The organism is Roseateles depolymerans, assembly GCF_003387155.1.
Classification (GTDB): Bacteria; Pseudomonadota; Gammaproteobacteria; order Burkholderiales; family Burkholderiaceae_C; genus Roseateles; species Roseateles depolymerans.
The window spans coordinates 209,336-231,415 of record NZ_QUMT01000006.1; the positions used below are offsets into that span (position 1 = coordinate 209,336).

Sequence of the window (22,080 nt, forward strand, 5' to 3'; positions counted from 1 at the left end):
TTCGATCAGCGGCTGTCGCGGTCACGACCGCGCAGGTTGTCCCGCGAGCGGTTGTCCGGATTCAGCATGGTGCTGCCGCTGGTGGTCGGATCCTGCGGAGCGACCGGGCTGGGCGTGCTGCTGGTGACACCAGACGAACCGGTGCCCTGCTGCTGGATCAGCTTGTCCAGCGGCAGATACAGCAGGTTGGAGTTGTTGCGGCTGTCCACCATCACCTTGGTGACGTTGGAGTAGATGTCCCGCATGGCGTCGATGTAGAGACGGTCGCGGGTCACGCCCGGGGCCTTCTGGTACTCGGTCAGCACGCTGCGGAAGCGGTCGGCATCACCCTCGGCGGTGGAGACCACCTTGGCCCGATAGGCTTCGGCTTCTTCACGCACCCGGGCGGCCTGGCCCTGCGCGGTCGGGATGACCTTGTTGGCGTAGGCTTCGCCCTCGTTCTTCAGACGCTCGCGGTCGGAGTTGGCGCGGAAGGCGTCGTCGAAGGCGGCCTGCACCGGCTCGGGCGGCTGCACGCCGTTCACGTTGACGCTGACGATCTGGATGCCGGTCTTGAGGCGGTCCAGTTGCGCCTGGATGGACTTGCTCAGGTCGATGGCGATGGCATCGCGCTGCTCGTACAGCACCGAGTCCATGCTGCTGCGGCCCACGATCTCGCGCACCGCCGATTCAGAGGCCTGCACCACCGCCTGGTTGGCGTCCACGTTCTCGAACAGGAAGTCGCGAGAATCCTTCAGGCGGTACTGCACCGTGAAGCGGATGTCCACGATGTTCTCGTCCTGGGTCAGCATGGACGAATCCTTCAGACCGCCGGTCGTGCCCTGGCTGCGGCCGATTTCCACCGACTGCAGCTGGGTGAAGGACACCACTTCATGCGCCTGGAACGGATAGGGCAGCCGGTAGGAAATGCCGGCGTCCACCGTGCGGCTGTACTTGCCGAAGGAGGTGATCACGCCCTGCTGGCCTTCCTGCACGATGAAGAGGCCACTGGCCAGCCAGCCCAGCACCACGACGCCGATGACCAGGCTCACGCCGATGCCGGCGCCGCGCATGTCGGGCTGGTAGTTGTTGCCGCCGCCGCTGCCGCCGCTGTTGCCGTCATTGCCGCCGCGGCCGCCGAACAGGCGGGAGAGCTTGCGGTTGAAGTCGCGCCACAGTTCGTCCAGGTCAGGCGGGCCTTCATTGCGGCCGTTGCTCATCCACAGGCCCACCCATTGACGCAAGCGCCCTCCAATGCGGGAGCCTCCCTGAGGCGTCCGGCCGGAGCCGGCGGGCATGCTGTTGTGTTGGTTCATACGCATCCTGGTGAGGAAGTCTTGTTGCAAGTATCGGGCATCCCAGCCGTCATTCCCCGGGATCATGCCCCGAAGCATCCTTCGGTGCGGGGAGATCCTGGGTCAGGTCTTGCGGAAGCTCGTCGCTCTTGAAATCGGGATCCCATGTTTCCGGCACGGGGGACGCCTGCATCAGCGCCGCAATTCGCGAACGCAGCAGGTCCAGCCCTTCCCCGCCGGCGGCGCTGACGAAGATGCGGGGCAGACGCTGGCCCCCATGTTCGCCGCCCAGGCGCGGGAGCCAGTCCTGCATCTCCCGGGGGCGCTGGGTGGGCTCCAGCAGATCCAGCTTGTTGTAGACCAGGATCTGCGGGATGTGCTGGGCGCCGATTTCGGCCAGCACCCGCTCCACCTCTTCCATCTGCTCGGTCAGCACCGGGCTGGCGGCATCCACCACATGCAGCAGCAGGTCGGCGTCTGCCGCCTCCTGCAGCGTGGCCTTGAAGGCCTCCACCAGCTTGTGGGGCAGGTCGCGGATGAAACCCACCGTGTCCGACAGCGACACACTGCTGCCCGCTTCCTCGAGGTAGAGGGAGCGGGTGGTCGTGTCCAGCGTGGCGAACAACTGGTTGGCCGCATAGGTGCGGGCCTTGGTCAGCGCATTGAACAGCGTGCTCTTGCCGGCGTTGGTATAGCCCACCAGCGACACGCGGAACACGCCATTGCGGGCGCGGGCCCGGCGCTGGGTGCTGCGCTGGCGCTCGACCTTCTTGAGCCGTTCCTTGATGGTCTTGATCCGGTCGTCGATCATCCGGCGGTCCAGCTCGATCTGGCGCTCGCCCGGACCGCCGCGCATGCCGATGCCGCCGCTTTGACGCTCCAGGTGGCTCCAGCGCCGCACCAGCCGGGTGGCCAGGTACTGCAGGCGCGCCAGTTCCACCTGCAGCTTGCCCTCGAAGCTCTGCGCCCGAGCGGCGAAGATTTCCAGGATGAGCGCGGTACGGTCGGCCACCGGCACGCCCAGGTGGCGTTCCAGGTTGCGTTGCTGCGCGGGAGAGATGGCCTGGTCGAAAAGCACGGTGTGGGCCGCATGGGCCTGCACCATCAGCTTGATTTCGTCCGCCTTGCCGGAACCGACAAAGAGGGCAGCATCCGGCGCCTTGCGCTTGGCCACGATGCGGGCCACGGGGGTGTCGCCGGCCGATTCGGCCAGCAGGGCCAGTTCGTCCAGGGTGGGGTCGAAGGGCTCACCGCGGCCCAGGTCGACGCCCACCAAAATGGCACGCGCCGCCTCGGGGGGCGGCGACTGATGAGTGGGATCTTGGCTGTTCAAGATGGATGTGTGTCGGGCCTCGTCTGGACGGCGTTCAAAAACCCATGTGCGGGTTCGCGCATGTTCACCCTAGATGGGGGTGGTCGGCGTCCAATCAAGGCCCGGGTCAGGAATGGCCGGGAGGCCCGCCTGGATCAGTTGGCTTCGCCGCCGTCGCCAGCGTGGAAGTTGACGGCGCGGCCGGGCACGACCGTGGAGATGGCATGCTTGTAGACCATCTGCGTGACCGTATTGCGCAGCAGCACCACGTATTGGTCAAAGGACTCAATGTGGCCTTGCAGCTTGATGCCGTTGACCAGATAGATGGACACCGGCACATGCTCCTTGCGCAGCAGGTTCAGGAAGGGGTCTTGCAAGAGTTGTCCTTTGTTGCTCACGATATGCTCCGTGTTGTGAGGGGGAGAGAAGGTGTTGGAACCCGGACCTTATCACAGCCCCGGGTTTCCCCGGACCGGCCGTGAATCAGGTTTCGTCTGCAAACGGGTTCTTGGAGGAGCGCATCTCGATGCGCATCGGCGTCCCGATCAGCTTGTAATGATCGCGGATCCGGCCCTCCAGGTAGCGTTTGTAGACCTCGCTGACATGCTCCAGCGAATTGCCGTGGATCACCACGATCGGGGGGTTCATGCCCCCTTGGTGGGCATAACGCAGCTTGGGCCGGAAGGTGCCGGCGCGCTTGGGCTGCTGGTGCTCCACCGCCTCATGGATGAGGCGGGTCAGCACCGGCGTGGTCATCTTGCGGTAGGCGGATGAATAAGCATCGGCCAGCGCCTTCCACAGCGGGCCCAGGCCCTGGCGCTTGAGCGCCGAGATGTGCAGGATGGGCGCGAAGCGCAGGAAGGCCAGGCGGGTCTGGATCTGGCGCTCCAGCACCTCGCGCTGGTAGCTGTCCACCGCATCCCATTTGTTGACGGCCACCACCACCGCCCGGCCGCTTTCCAGGATGTAGCCGGCGATGTGGGCGTCCTGGTCGGTCACGCCCTGGGTGGCATCGAGCAGCAGCAGCACGACGTTGGCGTCCGCAATGGCCTGCAGGGTCTTGACCACCGAGAACTTCTCGATGGCTTCGAACACCCGGCCCTTGCGGCGCAGGCCGGCGGTGTCGATCAGCTTGAACTTCTGGCCGTTGCGCTCGAAGTCGACGCTGATGGCGTCGCGGGTGGTGCCGGGCATGTCGAAGGCCACCAGGCGCTCTTCCCCCAGCCAGGTGTTGATCAGCGTGCTCTTGCCCACATTGGGACGGCCCGCCACCGCCAGGCGGATGACCTGCGGCTTGTCACCCTCTTCGGCGTCAAGCAGGTCGTCCTCGTCGGTCTCAAAGCCTTCCAGGGCCGCCTCCAGCAGGCTGCGGATGCCCTGGCCGTGCGCGGCGGAGATGGGATGGGGCTCGCCCATGCCCAGCTCGTGGAACTCCGCCAGCAGCGGCGAGTCCTGCATGCCTTCGGCCTTGTTGACCGCGATCAGCACCCGCTTGTTGCACTGGCGCAGGTAGCGGGCAATGTCCTGGTCCTGACCGGACAGGCCGTTGCGCACGTCCAGCACGAAGATGACGGTATCCGCCTCGGCCACGGCCTGGCGGGTCTGCTTGGCCATTTCCTTGACGATGCCGGTGGAACTGTCCGGCTCGAAGCCGCCGGTATCGACGACGATGTACTCGCGATCGCCCAGGCGGCCGTCGCCGTAGTGGCGGTCGCGGGTGAGGCCGGCGAAGTCCGCGACGATGGCGTCACGGCTTTTCGTCAGCCGGTTGAACAGCGTGGACTTGCCCACATTGGGGCGGCCCACCAGGGCAATCACTGGTTTCATCAATCAATCAATCGAGGCGCAGCGCAAACAGCTTGCCGCTGCGGGTGGCGATCAGCACGACATTGCCCAGGCGCACGGGCGCTGCAGCCACGCCGGAGCTGTCGGTGGACAGACGCTGGATCGTCTGGCCCTTGTCGCGGGAGAGGAAATGCACATAGCCTTCGCTGTCGCCGACGATGACCGCTTTGTCGGTCACCAGTGGCGCGCTGAGCTTGCGGTTCAGGAACTGGTCCGCCGTCCAGATCACGTCCCCGGTGGGCGTGCCCCAGGCGGAGAGGCGGTCGGAGGCATCGCCCGCCACCGTCATGACGGCATCGGTGCTGACGCCGCGGGTGCCGCCGACGGTGCGGGTCCAGATGGCGGAGCCGCGATCGGCGTTGATGCAGCCGACGGCCGACTGGAAGGCACGGGCGCAGAAGGTGGCGTTGTCACGCCCCATCGGGCCGACCAGATCGGCCAGACGCTCGACCTCATTGGTGCCGCGCGGGTTGGAGATGGTGGCTTCCCACTGCAGCGATCCGCGCAGCGGGTCCACACCCGCCAGACGCGAGCCCTGCCCCACCAGCAGCGTGTTCTGGTAGGCACCGATGACGCCAGGCTGCTGCAGGGTCAGCGGCTCGCCCGGGCGGCGCAGTTCCCACAGCTTGCGGCCGTCCAGGGCGTCATAGGCCTGCACCATGCGGTCCAGGGTCATGACGAACACCCGTTCACCCGCCACGAAGGGCGAGGTGATGACCGGCACGGTCAGGCTCTTGCGCCACAGGATCTTGGCGCCTTCGCTGACCACCAGTTCGTTGTCCCGGTTCACCGCAGCGGCGAAGCGGCCGTCGCTGCCGACGCCGGCATTCAGGCCCTTGCCGATCTCGACCCGCCACAGCACGTTGCCGGTGTCGGCTGCCAGCGCGGTGATCACGCCGTCGGAGCCGCCCACCACGAACTGGTTGTTCACCGCGGTGATGGACAGCGGGAACTTGACGCTGTCGACCCGCGCTTCCCAGCCCACCCGCACATTCAGCGCCGGGGTGAAGGTTTCCAGCGGGGCCGGCTTGACGTCCTTGGAGCTGCTGAACAGCGAGCAGGCGCCCAGCGCCGCCGCGGCACCGACCACCACGGCCGCACGCATCAGCGGCCGGAGCGCACTCAGCCGGCGGCTCATTGGGCAGCCTCCTTGTCAGCGTCCACCGCCACGCCCAGGCTGGCCAGCTTCATCTCCACCATGCGGCGGTAGTCCAGTTGCTTGTCCAGGCCGTCGTAGGCCTTCTTGAATTCGGTCTTGGCCTGGTCAGGCTTGTTCTGCAGCAGTGCGATGTCGCCGCGGCGGTCGGCCACCAGGGGCGCGAATTCAGCGCCCTTGACGGCGTCCAGCGTCTTGCCGGCTTCGTCCCACTGCTTGGCATCCATCTGCAGGGCGGCCAGGCGCAGGCGGGCCACGTCGGCATAGGCCCCATCGCTGGCATTGGCGGCCGCCCAGTTCAGCGACGCCTTGGCCTCATCCACCTTGCCCTTGTCCAGCTGCAGCTTGGCCGTCAGCAGCGCGCCTTGTGACGCGTAGGCCGTCGACCCGTAATTCTTCTGCAACTGCGCCCACAGGCCCTGGCTGCCGTTCAGGTCGCCCGTCTTCACGGACTGCTCCAGCTGCGTGAACAGCACCGACGCTTCGGCCGCCTTGTTGCGCTGCCAGAGGTTCCAGCCCGTCCAGCCCGCGTAACCCAGCAGGCACAGGGTCAGCACCCACACAATGGGATTGCCCCAGCGTTGCCAGAACGCCTTGAGCTGCTCCAACTGTTCCTGTTCTTCGAGATCGAGATGAGACGCCATGAGAGAGAGGGGGTCGGTTGAGTGTGCAAAAGCCGCGATTATGCGGTGCGGAGTTCGCCTGCCCAGTCAGCGATTTGGTAAAGGCTGCGGGTGACCTGCTCGCCACCTTCGGCGCGCAGCGGCTTGACCGAGACTTCGCCGCGAGCGAGTTCGTCCTGGCCGAAGATGAGCGCAAAACGCGCGCCGGAGCCATCGGCTTTCTTGAACTGAGACTTCATGCCGCCCTGCCCCGGATGCATCACCACGGACACGCCGGCCGCGCGCAGCGCTTCCAGCGCCACCATGACCTGAGGCAGGCCGTCGGCGGACGGAATGATGGCGTAGGCGTCCGGCACCGGGGACGCCGGCAGCGTGCCGACTTCTTCCAGCAGCAGCAGCATGCGCTCCATGCCCATGCCGAAACCGACCGCCGGGGACGGCTTGCCGCCCAGCTGCTCGATCAGGTAGTCATAACGGCCGCCGCCGCAGATGGTGCCTTGCGAGCCCAGCCGCGTGGTGACCCATTCGAAGACCGTCAGGTTGTAGTAGTCCAGGCCGCGCACCAGGCGGGGGTTGATGCGGTAGCTCACGCCCGCCGCGTCCAGGATGGCCCGCACGCCGTTGAAGTGCGCCAGGGACGCCTCGCCCAGGAAGTCCAGCAGGCGCGGCGCGTTGTTGGCCATGTCCTGCAGCGCCGGGTTCTTGGTGTCCAGCACCCGCAGCGGATTGCTGTGCAGGCGGCGCTTGCCGTCTTCGTCCAGCAGGTCTTCATGCTGCTGCAGGTACTGGATCAGCGCCTCGCGGTGGGCGCGGCGCTCGTCCGGCTGGCCCAGGCAGTTCAGCTCCAGCTCGAAGTGGTCGCCCTGCACCAGGCCCAGCTCGCGCAGCAGGCGACTGCCCATCAGGATGACCTCGGCATCCACGTCCGGGCCGGAGAAGCCCAGCGCTTCCACGCCCATCTGGTGGAACTGGCGGTAGCGGCCCTTCTGCGGCTTTTCACGGCGGAACATCGGGCCGAAGTAGTAGAGGCGCCGTCCCGAATCACGCAGGAAGGAATGCTCCATCATGGCGCGCACCACGCCGGCGGTCATCTCCGGACGCAGGGCCAGATGCTCGGCCTGGCCGTTCTTGTCCGCACGGTCCTCGAAGGCGTACATCTCCTTCTCGACGATGTCGGTCACCTCGCCAATGCCGCGCACGAACAGCGCGGTCGGCTCGACGATGGGGGTGCGCACGTTCTGGTAGCCGTAGCGCTGCAGCACGCCGCGCATCAGGCCTTCGAGCCATTCCCAGCGGGCCGACTCCGGCGGCAGGATGTCATTCATGCCCTTGACGGCTTGCAAGGGCGGGAGCTTCTTCACGTCTGTCATGTCGGGTGCGGCCCTCAGTGGCCGCCGAAACGTTTTTCGATGTAGTTTTCGACCAGGGCGTGGAATTCGCCAGCGATGTTGTCACCACGCAGGGTGAGCGCCTTCTGGCCGTCGATGAACACCGGGGCGGCCGGGGCTTCGCCGGTGCCGGGCAGGCTGATGCCGATGTCGGCATGCTTGCTCTCGCCGGGACCGTTGACGATGCAGCCCATCACCGCGACCTTCATGTTCTCGACACCGGCGTACTTCGTGCGCCAGATGGGCATCTGGGCGCGCAGGAAGTCGTCGATCTGCTTGGCCAGTTCCTGGAAGGTGGTGCTGGTGGTGCGGCCGCAGCCCGGGCAGGCGGTCACGCTCGGGTTGAACGCGCGCAGACCCAGCGACTGCAGGATCTCCAGCGCCACCACCACTTCCTGGGTGCGGGACTCACCGGGCTGGGGCGTCAGCGACACGCGGATGGTGTCCCCAATGCCTTCCTGCAGCAGCACCGACAGCGCAGCGGCCGAGGCCACCGTGCCCTTGGTGCCCATGCCGGCTTCGGTCAGGCCCAGGTGCAGTGCGTAGTCGCAGCGGCGGGACAGGGCGCGGTAGACCGAGATCAGGTCCTGCACGCCGCTGACCTTGCAGCTGATGATGATGTTGTCCGGATTCATGCCCAGTTCGCGGGCATAGGTCGCGGAGCTCAGCGCCGACTGGATCAGCGCCTGGTACATCACCTGCTTGCCGTCCCAGGGGGCGGGGCGGCGGGCGTTGTCGTCCATCATCTGGGCCAACAGTTCCTGGTCCAGGCTGCCCCAGTTGACGCCGATGCGCACGACCTTGTCGTACTTCACCGCCGCTTCGATCATCTGGGCGAACTGGCGGTCTTTCTTGTCGCCCTTGCCCACGTTGCCGGGGTTGATGCGGTACTTGCTGAGCGCCTGCGCCATGGCCGGATGCTCGGTGAGCAGCCGGTGGCCGTTGTAGTGGAAGTCGCCGACCAGCGGGACGTTGATGCCCATGCGGTCGAGCTGGTCGCGGATGTGCGGCACCGCATCCGCCGCTTCCGGCGTGTTGACGGTGATGCGCACCAGCTCGGAGCCGGCCACCGCCAGTTCCTTGATCTGGATGGCGGTCTCGATGACATCGACCGTGTCGGTGTTGGTCATCGACTGCACCCGCACCGGTGCGTCGCCGCCGATCGTCACCTCATGGTCGCCCCAGCGCACCCGCGCCTGACGGCTGCGGCGCGCGGCGGGGGAGGCCGCCAGGATCAGGTCGCTGTCGGCGTTGTCGACGCTGTTGGCGGTCTCGCGGTCGGAAGAGGAGTCGGTCGGATGGTCCATGGTCGTGCAGTCAGGTTGGGAGGGTGGCTGGTGGAGCGACCTCCCCCACCCTCATCAGTTCAATTCCAGGCGCGCCACGTTGTCGCGGGCGCGAGCGGCCAGATCCACGGACTTGCCGCGGAAGACCAGCTCAGTGCCGGAAACATTGCCAACGCGCAGTTTCAGGGGGGCGGTGCCGTTCAGGTCCACCTGCTCGCCATTGCGCAGCAGGCGCGACAGCAGGGTCTGGCCCTGGCTGTCCACCACTTCCACCCAGGTCTCGCCGGTCGCGCGCACCCGCAGCAGGCTGGCGCCCGGGGCCGCCTGGGCGGACGGGGACGCTGCGGGGGTGGTGGCCGCGGTCTGGGTGGGCGTGGGAGCTGCGCCCTGGACGGGGGTCTGGGCGGGCTTTTGGGGCGTCGTTTGAGCAGTCGTCTGAGCGGTCGTTTGAGCGGCCGTCTGAGGGGGCGTGCCGGACGGCGTCGCGAGGCCGCCGACGCTCGGCGTGGCTGCGGCGCTGCCGGTTCCGGACGTGCTGCCAGCGCCCGTCGCCACCGTGGTGCTCGTGGTGCCAGACGGGGCAGTCGTGCCCGTGGCGCCTGCGGACGGCACCGTGCCGACCGGCGCGCTGGCGCCCTGCCCTGCAACGGCGACCACCGGTTGACCGGTCGCACCCGCTGCCGATGCAGCCTCCGCCATGCCCGGCGCGGAACCGGCCACGGTCGGTGCTTCCACCTGCAGCGGCTCGGTCGTGGTGCCCGTCTGGGACGCAGTCTCCGGCTCACGCTGGAAGCGATGGGTCAGATCGTCCACCACGCTGGCGGGGACCAGATAGACCGCCAGGGCCGCCACCAGCAGCGCAGCGCCGCCCAGCAGCACCGGGTTCTTCAGCAGCGCCGCCGACACCATCGGTTCCTGGCTGGACGCGCGCTCGCGGAAGGGCTGGTTCAGCCCAGGCGTCACCCGGTCCAGCGAGGCCTCGTTGCCGCCGCGCGGCAGCATGGCCAGCACCGGCTCGGCATCGATCTTCAGCGCCCGGCACATCGAGCGGGCCAGGGCCCGTGCGAAGGTGGCGTCCGGCAGTTCCTTGTAGCGGTCGCCCTCCAGCGCCTCCAGCTTGGACTGCGGCACCTTGAGCGTGGCGGCCAGGGCCGCAATGTGCAGTCCGCGGGCCTCCCGCGCCCGGCGAAGGGCGGCTCCGGCCGTCACCTCGGACTGGATGGCGGCGTCCAGCGACGCCGGCGCCTCGTCGGCCGCCGTGGATGTCATGCGATGTCCCTCATTCATCGAATCGACCATTGTTCAAGGCCTGTGTCTCCGGCGACTGCGGATATTTGCTCCGCATCTGTTTCGCCAGATCTTCCATGTTGGCCGTGTTGCCGGCCTTGCGTTCAATCCGCAGTTCCAGCCAGAGGCTGGACGCGTTCGCCTGTTCAGGATTGTTGTTGACGCGGCGCGCGTAGAAGCGGGCCCGTTCGTAGTCGGCCTGGCGATACAGCACTTCGCCGAGGTTCACGGCCACCGTCGGGTTGCCCGGTTCGTATTCAAAGGCCTTGAGCAGATGCTGCTGGGCGGCCGGCAGTTTGCCGGAGCGGGCGTCACACACGCCCCAGGCCAGCAGCGTACGGCCGGGCGTGCGGTATTGGGGGACGGCCAGGGCGGTTTCGAATTGGCGGGCGGCCTCGTCGTAGCGCTGGCGCTGGCACAGGAACCAGCCGTAGTTGTGCATCAGGTCGGCATCGGGGCGGCCACTGGCCAGGCCCTTCTTGAAACCGTCCTCGGCCGCGTCGTAGTCGCCCATGGCGGCGTAGATCAGGGCCCGCAGGCTGACCGCGCCCGGAACGTCCGGCTTGATCGCCTGCGCCTGCTTGAGCTCGTCCAGCGCGGTTTCATACTGACCTCGGCCCAGGTAGGCGGACGCCAGCTCCATCCGCACAGCAGCGCGGCGGTCGGCATCGGTGGCATCGCTGGCCGTCTTGGGTTCCTGGCGATTCACGGCGGGTGCACCGCAGCCTGGCAACAACGCGCCCACCATCAGCGCAACAGACAGGATGCGGACCGTACGGCGGGTGTGCAGGAAGCCAGGCGTCAGTGTGGTCATGTGCGAGGACGTAGCGGGGGTTGAGAACCGGGACTGGAGGATGCACCCGTGGCCGCCGACGCTGGGGTGCCACCGGGGGCCGGGGCCGTGCCCCGAGCGGCATCCGCCGCGCCACGATGCACCACCACCGGCGCCCTCACCATCCGCAGATGGACGCGGGTGCGATCCTGGACTTCACCGGCCAACTGGCCGCAAGCCGCATCGATATCGTCACCGCGCGTCTTGCGGACGGTGGTGACGATGCCGGACTGGATGAGCAGATCGGCAAAGGCCTTGACCCGTTCATTGCTGCTGCGCTTGAGGCCGGAAGCCGGGAAGGGATTGAAGGGAATCAGGTTGATCTTGCAGGGCACCTTGCCCTTGAGCAGCTGGATCAACTCACGCGCCTGCTCCGGCGAGTCATTCACATGGTCGAGCATGCAGTACTCGAAGGTGATGAAGTCGCGGGGGGCGGATTCGAGATAACGGTTGCAGCTGTCCAGCAGCTCGGCAATCGGATATTTGCGGTTCAGCGGCACGAGCTGGTCGCGCAGCGGATCGGTGGGGGCGTGCAAGGAGACGGCCAGCGCCACCGGCACGTCTTCGCGCAGGCGGTCGATCATCGGGACCACGCCCGAGGTCGAAACGGTCACGCGGCGGCGCGACAGGCCGTAGCCGTGGTCGTCCAGCATCACCTTGAGCGCGGGCACCAGGGCGCCGTAGTTCTGCAGCGGCTCGCCCATGCCCATCATCACCACGTTGGAGATGATGCGCTGGTCCTGGTTCAGGCGCTTGCGCAGGCTGTGCTCGGCATGCCAGAGCTGGGCCAGGATTTCCCAGGTCTCGAGATTGCGGCTGAAGCCCTGATGGCCGGTGGAGCAGAAACGGCAGCCAACGGCGCAACCGGCCTGGCTGGAGATGCAGAGCGTGGCGCGGTCATCCTCGGGGATGTAGACCGCTTCCACCGCATTGCCCTGGCCGACGTCGAACAGCCACTTGATGGTGCCGTCGGCCGAGACATGTTCGGAGATCACCGGCAGCCCGGTGATGAGGGCGCGCCCGGCCAGCTTGTCCCGCAGGGACTTGGCCAGGTCGGACATCTGCGAGAAGTCCGAAGCGCCCTTTTGATGAATCCACCGGAACAGCTGGGTCGCGCGAAAACGCTTTTCCCCCAGCTGATCGCAGTACGCGGCCAGGCCTTGCAGATCGAATCCGAGCAGGTTGACCGCGTCCATGGTGGTGACCTCTTTCTCTCTATGGCCTCCTGGCCCAGAGTCCAGAGGCAATTGCCATTAACGGCTGTAGACGTTCATGCCGGGGAAGAAGAACGCCACTTCCTGGGCGGCGGTTTCCGCAGCGTCGGAACCGTGCACGGCGTTGGCGTCGATGCTGTCGGCGAAGTCGGCGCGGATGGTGCCCTTCTCGGCCTTCTTCGGGTCGGTGGCGCCCATCAGGTCGCGGTGCTTCAGGATGGCGTTCTCGCCTTCCAGGACCTGGATGATCACGGGGCCCGAGATCATGAAGTTCACCAGGTCGTTGAAGAAGGGACGCGCCTTGTGCACGGCGTAGAAGGCCTCAGCCTCGCCACGCGACAGGTGCACCATCTTGGCGGCCACAATCTTCAGACCAGCGCCTTCGAAGCGGGCGTAGATCTGGCCGATGACGTTCTTCGCCACGGCATCGGGCTTGATGATGGACAGGGTGCGTTCGATGGCCATATGTTTTTCCTTGAAATCGTGGACTTGGCAAAGCCCGGGATTGTAATGCGTGAAGTCAAGCCCCCAGTGACATCGGGATGTCGCCGGGGTTACTGAAGGTGCTGCGCAGAGACGGGTGAGGGCCTGCCCGCTCAGCGCCGGCCGCGTCCACCGCCACCGCCGCCGCCCCCTCCGCCGCCACCCCCACGGCGACCGCCGCGATTGTTGCGGTTAATGAAAGCATCAGCGCCGATATAGCCGATCGATGTCTTCATCGGGTCCGGCTGGCGCTCGCCGCCGGGACCGCGGGCATTGCCACCCCGGCCGCCGTTGTGCTGCGGATCGCTGCCACCCCGGCCGAAACCGGCCGGAATGCCGCGCTTGCCACTGGTGGCGAAACGGCGGTCGAAGGTCTGCTCCAGCGGATTGACATGGCGCGGGATGAAGTCGTCATCATCCTCTTCGCGGCGCGGACGGTCACGATCGCGCTCGCGTTCGCGTTCCTGCTGCGGACGCTGCTGATGCTGGGCGCGTTGCTCGTGCTGGCGCTGGTCATGCTGGCGCGGCTCGTACTGACGCGGCTCCTGCTGGCGCGACTCCTGCTGACGATACTCGCCACGGTCCGGCCGGTCGGCGCGTTCCTGGCGGGGTTCGGGACGGCTCGGGCGCGGGCCGCCGTTGCCACCGCCACGACGGCGCTTGGCATTGCGGTCACCCCGGTCGCCGCCGCGATCACCGCGGTCCGAACGTTCCTGCTGCACATGGCCGGCCAGTTGGCGGATGATGCGGACGTCGGCGTCGCCGAGCTCCACATACACGCCGCGGCGCAGGCCGCGCGGCAGCACGACGGTGCCGTAACGGATGCGGATCAGGCGGCTCACCGCCAGGCCCACCGTCTCGAACAGCTTGCGCACTTCGCGGTTGCGGCCTTCGGTGATGACCACGCGGTACCAGCGGTTCACGCCTTCACCGCCGCCATCGACGATGCTCTTGAAGCTGGCCTGCTGGCCATCCACGTCCACGCCGGTCAGCAGCGTGTTCTTCTGCTCATTGCTCAGCGAGCCCAGCACGCGCACCGCATATTCGCGTTCCACGCCAAAGCGCGGGTGCATCAGCTGATTGGCCAGTTCACCGGAGTTGGTGAACAGCAGCAGGCCTTCGGTATTCAGGTCCAGGCGACCGACCGACTGCCACTTGCCCTGGGGCAGGCGCGGGAGGTTGCGGAACACCGTCGGACGGCCTTCCGGGTCGTTGAAGGTCACCACTTCGCCCACCGGCTTGTGATAGGCCAGGATGCGCGGCGCCGCGGGGGCAATGCGCACCTTGATCGGCTTGCCGGCCACCGCCACGCGGTCGCCGTAGGAGATGCGCTGACCCACATGGGCCACTTCACCGTTCACGGTGATCTGGCCCTTGGCAATCATGTCCTCGATGTCCCGGCGCGAGCCGACACCGGCCTGGGCCAGCACCTTCTGCAGCTTGGGAGCGTCCGGCTCGGGCGCGAGCACCCGCTTGTTGGCGGGGGCATCGGCACCGGCGTCGCCGTCCTGGTCGGCCAGGGCGTCGGCGTCATCGGAGGCCTCGTCGTCGGCCGATGCCTGGGCGCCGGCTTGGGCGCCAGCATCCACGTCCGCGTCGAAGGCGCCGGAGAGCAGGTCATCGAAGCGGGCCTGTGCCAGGGCTTGCAGCTCGGCGGTATCGGCGGACGGTGCCTCGGCGGCCAGCGTGCCGTCGGCAGCGGCTTGTGCGCCATCAGGAGCGCCGTCACGCGCCTCGCGGCCGTCACGGTTGCGACCACGGCCGCGGCGATTGCGGCCCTGACGCGGACCACGATCACCATCGTCCCCCTCTTCAGAGGCCGAAGCCGCTTCTTCGCCGTGCACCGGCTCAGCCACCACTTCGTCGCCGAGCGTGAAACGGGGGCCCGTCGCCGCCGCGGGGGCGGACTCGGGCGTCACGGCCGCAGCCACATCGGTGCGAGCCTGGGGCGGAGTGGCCACGGCCGGCGTGGCAGCGGCGTCCAGGGACACAGCCGCCGATGCGTCATCGGTCGCTGCGGCCTTGGCGCGGGTGCGGCGCTTGGGCTTGGCGGCGGCCTCTTCGTCCGAAGACGCGGCATCGGCCGGAGCCGCTGCGCTCGCTTCGGCGGCGGGCGCAGCCTCTGCGGCCTCTGCAGGTGCAGCCGCCTTGCGGCGCGTGCGCGGCTTGGGCGCGTCCTCGGCCGCAGGCGCTGCCGCATCCGTCGCCTCTGCAGGCGCGGCGGCGGCCGTCTTGCGGGTGCGCTTGGGCTTGGCCGGCGCATCAGGGGTCGCATCCGTCGCAGCTGCGTTCAGCGCGTCGGGCTTGGAATCGTCAATATCGTTTGAATTCATGTGTCGGCTTGCACCTTGTCAGCGGTGGACACGGCCCCTCACGAGGCACTCTTATCAGCCACGGGATTGACCGTCCCGGGCGGTTGTTCTTCAGTCGGCGCGCGCTCGGCGGCCGTCGGTTCGGAGGTCTCTTCAGCGATGGAAGTCGCCGGCAAGGCCGATGCGGTGTTGTCGTCCCTGGCGGGCGCATCCCCTGCCAGACGCCCGGCCGGAGCTTCGCTGTCCGCGAAAGTCCCGGCCTGGGGTTTGTTCTCGGCGAGAGCGTCCGGTTCCTCCCGCCCCTGGGGGAGGACACCGATCGTGTCTTCCGATCCGGTTCCGTCGGACGCGAGCCGGTCGGCATCGCCCTCGGGACCTTCGTCCACGTCCAGGCCATCGGCCTGGGCGTCCACATTCTCGTCAGTGTCGTCAGTGTCGTCAGCGTCGTTCCCGGCGGCCGGCTCCGAGCCGTCGTCCACCGAAGCCGCCACCGATGCGGCAAATGCCGCAAAAGCTGCTGCCGACAGTCCGCCCATCGGCGCAGGCGCCCCTGCCAGGGCAGGCGACGATCCCGCCGACTTGCGACCCGCCGCACCCGGCCGCGCATCCTCATCACCGGATGCCTCGGACAGCAGCACAGCGCCTGTCTCTTCCGATGCAGGTGCCGCGTCCGCTGCAGAGACCGTTTCAGCACCCTCAGCATCGTCCGCCAATGCGGAAGGCTGATCCCCGGACTGTACTGCCTGTGGCGCCCCCGGCGACTCAACCGACGCTGCAGAGCCCTCGGGCATCCCTTCTTCGTGCACGCCCTCTTGGGCTGCTGCCTCAGGCGACGCCCCGTCTTCCACTGCCGCCGCTTCCGACACACCCACCGCCAGCGCGCCCTCTTCCGGCTCCACCTCGACCACCGCCGGGGTCTCGTCCAGCAGCGAGCCCTGCACGCTGCCGGGGATCGGCGTCGGATCGCCCGCCTGGATCAAGGCGGGCAACTGCTCCAGGCTCGACAGTCCCAGGTCATCCAGGAACTGACGGGTCGTGGCGTACAGCGCGGGTCGTCCCGGTGCTTCACGGTGGCCGATCACCTCAATCCAGTTGCGATCTTCCAGCTGCTTGATGATGGGCGTGGCCACCACCACGCCGCGAATGTCTTCAATATCGCCCCGCGTCACCGGTTGACGGTAGGCGATGATGGCCAAAGTCTCCAGCACCGCCCGCGAGTATTTGGGCGGCTTCTCGGGATTGAGCCGGTCCAGATGTTCACGCAGCTCCGGACGGCTCTGAAAGCGCCACCCCGAGGCCAGCGCCACCAGCTCCACCCCGCGCCCTTCCCATTCACGCAGCAACTCATCCAGCAGCAGGCGGATGCTGTCGGCATTGAGCTCGTCCGCAAACAGCGAGCGCATGTCTCGCAATGTCAGCGGCCCTTGTGCACACAACAACGCCGTCTCGAGGACGCGCTTGGCCTCCAGCGTGTTCATGTGCAGTCAGTCATGCAGCCGGCCCGGGAGCCGGTCAGGTCTGTGTCTTTCGCCATCTTGGGCGTCGGCAGCGGCAACAGCCGTGCCGAACCAGTTCGATCTGCTTGTGCTTGGGATCTGGGGTACCGCCGGGTGGGGCGGGACGGTGGGCAAAGCAGTGACCGGGGACGGACCCCGTGACATGCGTCGCACGTGCTTCGCCTGGCGCTGCACCCGGGCTACAACTACAGGCCCGCGGCGATTTGGCGCAAATTCTGGGCTCATTGTAGCGCCAGTCTCGGCACCCGCCTCAAAACACCGGCTCGGGCAAACCCGCGACCTCCCAGGCCGCGGCCATTTCGCACGCCAGCGGCGCCTGGAAGCGCAGCGGCTCGCCGGTGACGGGATGCGCAAAGCTCAACCGGGCCGCATGCAGCGCCTGCCGCACCAGCCCCAGCGCAGGCGCGCCGCCATACAGCGCATCCGACACCAGCGCATGGCCCTGATGGGCTGCATGCACCCGGATCTGGTGAGTGCGCCCGCTGTGCAGCACGCAGTGCAAGGCGGACACGGTGCGGGACAGGCCGCGGTCATCCTGCCACTGCACCTCGGCCAGGCGATGGAAGTCGGTGCGCGCCGGCTTGCCGCTGCCCACCACCGCCATGCGGGTGCGCGACTGCGGGTCTCGGCCGATCGGCGCATCGACCGTCCAGTCTTCGGGGGTGCGGCCATGGGCCAGGGCCAGGTATTCCCGGTGCACCTCCCGCGCCGCGATCATGCGCACCAGCGCCGTCACCGCCGCGAGCGTCTTGCCGACCACCATCAGCCCGGAGGTGTCCTTGTCCAGCCGGTGGACGATGCCCGCCCGCGGCAGCGTCGCGGCGCCGGGGTGATGGGCCAGCAATCCGTTCATCAAGGTGCCGGACCAGTTGCCCGCCGCCGGGTGCACCACCAGGCCCGCAGGCTTGTTGACCACCAGCAGATGCGGGTCCTCATGCACGATGGCCAGGCTCATCGCCTCCGGACGGAAGGCCAGTGCCTCCTCGGTGGGCTGCAGCTCCAGCACCAGATGCTGCCCCAGCCGCGGCTTGCGCGAGGCCTGGCTGACGACGGCACCATCGAGCGTGACGCAGCCCCGGTCGATCAGCGTCTGCAGATGGCTGCGCGAGAACTCCGGCGCCAGTTGCACCAGCCACTTGTCCAGCCGCTGGCCGATCTCCTGCGGACCGGCTTCCGCCTCGCGCCGCTCGGGGGTTTCGCCCCCCACATCCTGCACGTCCTCGGGGGATTCCAGCACCTCAGGCCCTGGGGTTGTCCCTGCCCGGTAAAGCAGCTCCCCAGGGGCCGGGGTCGGGCCTGCCTGAACCATATAATCAACGCTCCAAATTCAGATAGGGGCGGCGCCTGCGCCAGCCCTCGGGACCCATGATGGAAATTTCGGTGATGCGCTCCCTGCGCACCTCCTGGCGAGCCTCCTGCCGCACCGTGGCTCTTGCCGCGGCAGTATCCGCCGCAGTCGGCCTGGCCGCCTGCTCCTCCACACCGAAGGACGATCCCAATTCCCAGGCCAACCTCCAGAAATTGTACGAGGAGGCCAAGGAAGACATGATCAGCGGCAGCTACGACCGCGCCATCAAGACCCTGGAACGCATCGAGGGCCGCGCCGCCGGCACCACGCTGGGCCAGCAGGCCCAGCTGGACCTGGCCTGGGCCAACTACAAGAGCGGCGAGCGGGTGCAGGCCGTGGCCGTGCTGGACCGCTTCATCAAGCTCAACCCCTCCAGCGCTGCGCTGGACTATGCCCTCTACATGAAGGGCCTGGTCAACTTCAACGACGACCTGGGCCTGTTCGGCCGCATTGCCCGCCAGGACATCAGCGAGCGCGACCAGCAAGCCGCCCGCGATTCCATGCAGGCCTTCAAGCAGTTGGTGGAGCAGTTCCCTGACTCCAAATACGCGCCCGATGCCCGCACCCGCATCGACTACATCACCAACAGCCTGGCGGCTTATGAGGTGCATGTGGCGCGCTACTACTACAACCGCGGCGCCTACCTGGCCGCGGCCAATCGCGCGCAGGCAGCGCTGCTGGAGTTCCAGTACGCCCCTGCCCTCGAAGAAGCGCTCTACCTGATGGTGCGCAGCTACGACAAGCTGGGCCTGACCCAGCTGCGGGACGACTCGGAGCGCGTGCTCAAGCAGAGCTTCCCCGACAGCGCCTATCTCAGCGGCAACCTCCGCAAGGACAAGCCCTGGTGGCAGCTCTGGTGATCGCGGGGGTCGCCTGACGGTGACCCGGCGATCGCATAGTCGCTATCCAGCGATCAGCGATCAGCGATCAGCGATCAGCGATCAGCGATGAGAGCCTAGACCTCAACCGCGAAAGCTGAGGGCTAGCCGTGATCCTGCGCCAGCTGGGCCAGCCACGCTTGCGCCTCGGCCTCATCGGCCACCTGGGTCATCGGCGGCAGCGCCTCCCGCAGGCGACGCCCATACGCACTCCCCGCCAGACGCGGGTCACACACCACCAGCAGGCCGCGGTCGGATTCCGTCCGGATCAAGCGCCCCGCGCCCTGCTTCAGCGCAATCGCCGCTTCGGCCACGAAGTATTCGGTGAAGGCATTGCGCCCTTCCGCCTCCAGGCGCTGCACCCGCGCTTCCACCAGCGGGTCGTTGGGCGGCGGGAACGGCAGCTTGTCGATCACCACGCATTGCAGGGCTTCGCCCGGCACGTCGATGCCTTCCCAGAAGCTGGCTGACCCGACCAGCACGGAGGCCGGCTGGTCGATGAATTGCTGCAGCAGCTGACGCTTCGGCGCTGACCCTTGCACCAGCACCTCGATGGCATGGCCGCCGACCTCGAACCGCTCCCGCAGCACATCGGCCACCGTGTGCAGTTGCCGCAAGGTGGTGGTGAGGATGAAGGTGCGCCCGCCCAGGCGGGCCGCCAGGCGCGCGCCCAGCAGGCCGACCGATTCCCCGTGGTCCGGCTCCGAGGGCTTGGGGAAATGGCGCGGCACATACAGCCGGGCATGGGCCGGATAGTCGAAGGGACTGCCCACACGCAGCGTGCGCGCGTCCTGCAAGCCGGCCGGTTCGGTGAACCAGCGCAGCGATTCATCCTCGCCCAGCGTGGCGGACGCGAAGATCCATGCGCGCGGTGGCCCTTCGAGCTGTTCCTGCATCGCCTCGCGAATGTCCAGGGGCGACTCGACCAGCCGGACATGCTGCATGCCCACATCCACCCATCGGACGGCGGACGGGTCCGGGTCACGGGCGAAGAGTTGCGTGGCCTTGTAGAGCTCGACCGAGCGCTCATGCAGGCGGGCCAGGTCGGGGTCCATCTCCATCACCGACGCCATGGCGTCCACCGACAGTTCCAGCGCCTCGGAGGTCTGCGCGAGCGCCTCGATCAAGGGCTCGCGTCCGGCGACCTCGTTCCATCGCAGCTTCAGCACCCCGCGCAGGTCGCGGTCGCCGGCACAGGCCAGACGTAGCGTCCGCGCGGCCTTTTCCACTCCCCCGGCAATGGCCTGCCATTCCTGCAGGCCGCGGGCATGCTGAATCCCCTGCGCGATCATGTCGCGGGCGAAATCGAACAGCTGGGCGCTGCCCAGGCTGCGGCCCAGGAAATTCAGGCCGGCTTCCGGCAACTGATGGGCTTCGTCGAAGATCGCCACCTCCACGCCAGGCAGCAGTTCCGCCACGCCGCTGTCGCGCAGCACCATGTCCGCAAAGAACAGGTGGTGGTTGACCACCAGCAGATCGGCCTCCATCGCCTCGCGCCTGGCGCGCACCACATGGCAGTCGCGATAGGAGGGGCAGTCGGTGCCCAGGCAGTTGTCCCGGGTGGAACTGACCAGCGGAATGATCGGGGAGCGCTCGTCCAGCCCGTCGATCTCGGAAAAGTCGCCGGAGGTCGTCTGCATCGCCCACCGCTCGATCCGGGCCAGTTGCGCGACGGCACGTCGGTCGGGCAACTCCGCACTGTGGCGCGCCTGCTGCATTCGGTGCAAGCAGAGGTAACTTCCCCGCCCCTTCAGCAACGCGGTGCGCAGCGGGAGGGAGAAGGTCTCCAGCAGACGCGGCAGGTCGCGCATGAAGAGCTGGTCCTGCAAGCTCTTCGTGGCGGTGCTCACCAGCGTGCGGCCGCCCGAGAGCAGCGCCGGCACCAGATAAGCGAAGGTCTTGCCCACGCCGGTACCCGCTTCCACCACCAGGGTCTCGCGAGCGGCAATGGCCTGCGCCACCGCCAGGGCCATGTGCTGCTGCGGCTCGCGCGGCGCATAACCGCCGCTGGCCCGAGCCAGCGGGCCGCCGGCATCAAAGGCGGCGATGACGGCCTGCTCCAGCTCGCCAGGCTTCAGTTCATCGGGCCTGGCGGGCGCGGCGGCATCGTGCGGGGGAAGGTCGGCGGCGTCCAAGGGCGAGGAAGTCCAGGGGAAGGTGACGAGGGCAATCCGAGCGCAGCGACTTGAGTTGGGCCACTGCTACGGGAGGGTTCGAGTGGAATGTGGGGGAATGAAGGGGGGGGGCGTGACGTTCAAGGGCCGTTACAGGACGAGCGCAAAGGCCAGGCATCATGTCATGCTGGCTCGTCCGGCTCATCGGCCAGTTGCAGCGCGGCGATCTGGTCCCGCAGGGCCAGGCGGCGTTTCTTCAAACGCCGCAGGCTCAGCTCGTCCACCGGCGCCGTGGCCGTCAGCATGTCGATGCGGCCGTTCAGCTCCGCATGTTCCATGCGCAGCTCGATCAGAAGTCTTGCGGGAGAGTGAAGTTGTTCATCCATGCCGGGGAACCACTCGACCGGAAGGTCAAGCGCTCCGATTATAGTTTTGGGATATGAGCCGCACACCACCGGGCTATCGCCTCAGCGCCGCCACAGGCATTCATCGAGGCGACCGCCTTTATCAGCAAGACCAGGTCCAGGTCTTCGCCCATCCGCGACAAAGCGGCTGGGTGCTGGGCATCGTCGCCGACGGGATGGGCGGCAAGAGCGGGGGCCGCAAGGCCGCCGACCAGGTCATCCTCACGGCGCAGCAACTCTTCGAGCGCTTCGTGCCGGATGAGGAAGACGAGATCGACCTGCTGCGGCAGATCGTGTCCGAATCGCATCTGATGATCCGCCTGACCGCCATTTCGGCGGAGGAAGAGCCGCACAGCACGCTGGCGGCCTTCCTGATCACGGGCGCTCGCCGCTGCTTCTGGATCCACACCGGCGATTCCCGCATCTATCACTTCCGCGGACCCAACATGGTGTCGCGCTCCTTCGACCAGTCCTATGTGCAGCGATTGGTGGATGAAGGCCAGATCACCGAGGAAGAAGCGCAGGTGCATCCGCAGTCCAACCTGTTGACCGCCTGCCTGGGCACGGTGCAGGAACCGACGCCGGTGGAGAAAGTCATCGAGCGGCTGGACGTGGGCGACAGCCTGATGTGCTGCAGCGACGGCCTCTGGCATTACTTCACCCCGGCAGAGCTGGGCACGGTGCTGCACAGTCTGGCCCCGCGCGATGGCGCGGAACTGCTGGTGAGCAAGGCCCGTCAGCGGGCCAAGGGGACTGGCGACAACCTGTCGCTGGCCATCGTTCGGGTGGATCCGCTGGACTGACGCG

At 67.5% G+C, this 22,080-nt stretch carries 19 protein-coding genes; 2 read left to right on the plus strand and 17 right to left on the minus strand.

Going from position 1 to position 22,080, the window contains the following annotated elements:
• Positions 1-5: 5 nt before the first annotated feature.
• From hflK to DES44_RS23005, 15 genes are all read right to left on the minus strand, one after another.
• Positions 6-1,199, minus strand: a complete 1,194-nt coding sequence (gene hflK, locus DES44_RS22935; protein WP_375137573.1) for an FtsH protease activity modulator HflK — start codon at positions 1,197-1,199, stop codon at positions 6-8.
• A gap of 145 nt (positions 1,200-1,344) precedes the next feature.
• Positions 1,345-2,607: a GTPase HflX gene (gene hflX / locus DES44_RS22940; RefSeq protein WP_058934341.1), complete on the minus strand. Its 1,263-nt coding sequence runs from the start codon at positions 2,605-2,607 to the stop codon at positions 1,345-1,347.
• A 134-nt stretch (positions 2,608-2,741) separates the two neighbouring features.
• Positions 2,742-2,984 (minus strand): RNA chaperone Hfq, encoded by a 243-nt coding sequence (gene hfq, locus DES44_RS22945; RefSeq protein ID WP_058934340.1) that lies wholly within the window; start codon positions 2,982-2,984, stop codon positions 2,742-2,744.
• An 85-nt stretch (positions 2,985-3,069) separates the two neighbouring features.
• Entirely contained in the window at positions 3,070-4,413 is a 1,344-nt protein-coding gene (der, locus tag DES44_RS22950; RefSeq protein ID WP_058934339.1) for a ribosome biogenesis GTPase Der, read from the minus strand.
• Positions 4,414-4,420: 7 nt separating this feature from the next.
• Positions 4,421-5,569, minus strand: coding sequence for an outer membrane protein assembly factor BamB (gene bamB, locus DES44_RS22955; RefSeq protein WP_083525427.1), 1,149 nt, complete (start codon positions 5,567-5,569; stop codon positions 4,421-4,423).
• Positions 5,566-6,231 carry a YfgM family protein gene (locus DES44_RS22960; RefSeq protein WP_058934338.1) on the minus strand — a complete coding sequence of 222 codons (666 nt, stop codon included), beginning with the start codon at positions 6,229-6,231 and terminating at the stop codon, positions 5,566-5,568. The genes bamB and DES44_RS22960 overlap by 4 nt, the downstream gene beginning before the upstream one ends.
• A gap of 38 nt (positions 6,232-6,269) precedes the next feature.
• On the minus strand, positions 6,270-7,580 hold the full coding sequence (gene hisS, locus DES44_RS22965) for a histidine--tRNA ligase (protein WP_058934337.1): 1,311 nt from the start codon (positions 7,578-7,580) through the stop codon (positions 6,270-6,272).
• A gap of 14 nt (positions 7,581-7,594) precedes the next feature.
• Positions 7,595-8,905 (minus strand): flavodoxin-dependent (E)-4-hydroxy-3-methylbut-2-enyl-diphosphate synthase, encoded by a 1,311-nt coding sequence (gene ispG, locus DES44_RS22970; RefSeq protein ID WP_083525426.1) that lies wholly within the window; start codon positions 8,903-8,905, stop codon positions 7,595-7,597.
• Between the two features lie 54 nt (positions 8,906-8,959).
• Positions 8,960-10,153, minus strand: a complete 1,194-nt coding sequence (locus DES44_RS22975; RefSeq protein WP_058934336.1) for a RodZ domain-containing protein — start codon at positions 10,151-10,153, stop codon at positions 8,960-8,962.
• 10 nt (positions 10,154-10,163) lie between these two features.
• Complete coding sequence (gene pilW, locus DES44_RS22980; protein ID WP_058934335.1) at positions 10,164-10,985, minus strand: type IV pilus biogenesis/stability protein PilW; 822 nt, start codon at positions 10,983-10,985, stop codon at positions 10,164-10,166.
• Positions 10,982-12,199, minus strand: a complete 1,218-nt coding sequence (gene rlmN / locus DES44_RS22985; protein WP_083525424.1) for a dual-specificity RNA methyltransferase RlmN — start codon at positions 12,197-12,199, stop codon at positions 10,982-10,984. The genes pilW and rlmN overlap by 4 nt, the downstream gene beginning before the upstream one ends.
• 57 nt (positions 12,200-12,256) lie before the next feature.
• On the minus strand, positions 12,257-12,682 hold the full coding sequence (gene ndk, locus DES44_RS22990) for a nucleoside-diphosphate kinase (protein WP_058934334.1): 426 nt from the start codon (positions 12,680-12,682) through the stop codon (positions 12,257-12,259).
• Between the two features lie 131 nt (positions 12,683-12,813).
• Positions 12,814-15,033, minus strand: coding sequence for a pseudouridine synthase (locus DES44_RS22995; protein WP_083525423.1), 2,220 nt, complete (start codon positions 15,031-15,033; stop codon positions 12,814-12,816).
• Between the two features lie 38 nt (positions 15,034-15,071).
• Positions 15,072-16,490, minus strand: coding sequence for an SMC-Scp complex subunit ScpB (gene scpB / locus DES44_RS25195; protein ID WP_083525422.1), 1,419 nt, complete (start codon positions 16,488-16,490; stop codon positions 15,072-15,074).
• Between the two features lie 289 nt (positions 16,491-16,779).
• Complete coding sequence (locus tag DES44_RS23005; protein ID WP_058934333.1) at positions 16,780-17,838, minus strand: RluA family pseudouridine synthase; 1,059 nt, start codon at positions 17,836-17,838, stop codon at positions 16,780-16,782.
• A 74-nt stretch (positions 17,839-17,912) separates the two neighbouring features.
• Between DES44_RS23005 and DES44_RS23010 the strand changes: the two genes are divergently transcribed.
• On the plus strand, positions 17,913-18,737 hold the full coding sequence (locus DES44_RS23010) for an outer membrane protein assembly factor BamD (RefSeq protein ID WP_058937271.1): 825 nt from the start codon (positions 17,913-17,915) through the stop codon (positions 18,735-18,737).
• A gap of 122 nt (positions 18,738-18,859) precedes the next feature.
• Here the strand turns inward: DES44_RS23010 and yoaA are convergent, their stop codons facing one another.
• Both yoaA and DES44_RS23020 read right to left on the minus strand, forming a co-directional pair.
• A complete protein-coding gene (gene yoaA, locus DES44_RS23015; protein ID WP_058937270.1) occupies positions 18,860-20,818 on the minus strand; it encodes a DNA repair helicase YoaA in 1,959 nt (652 codons plus the stop codon).
• A 233-nt stretch (positions 20,819-21,051) separates the two neighbouring features.
• Positions 21,052-21,255 carry a YdcH family protein gene (locus DES44_RS23020; protein WP_058934332.1) on the minus strand — a complete coding sequence of 68 codons (204 nt, stop codon included), beginning with the start codon at positions 21,253-21,255 and terminating at the stop codon, positions 21,052-21,054.
• Positions 21,256-21,308: 53 nt separating this feature from the next.
• Between DES44_RS23020 and DES44_RS23025 the strand changes: the two genes are divergently transcribed.
• Positions 21,309-22,076: a PP2C family protein-serine/threonine phosphatase gene (locus DES44_RS23025; protein WP_058934331.1), complete on the plus strand. Its 768-nt coding sequence runs from the start codon at positions 21,309-21,311 to the stop codon at positions 22,074-22,076.
• Positions 22,077-22,080: the final 4 nt, after the last annotated feature.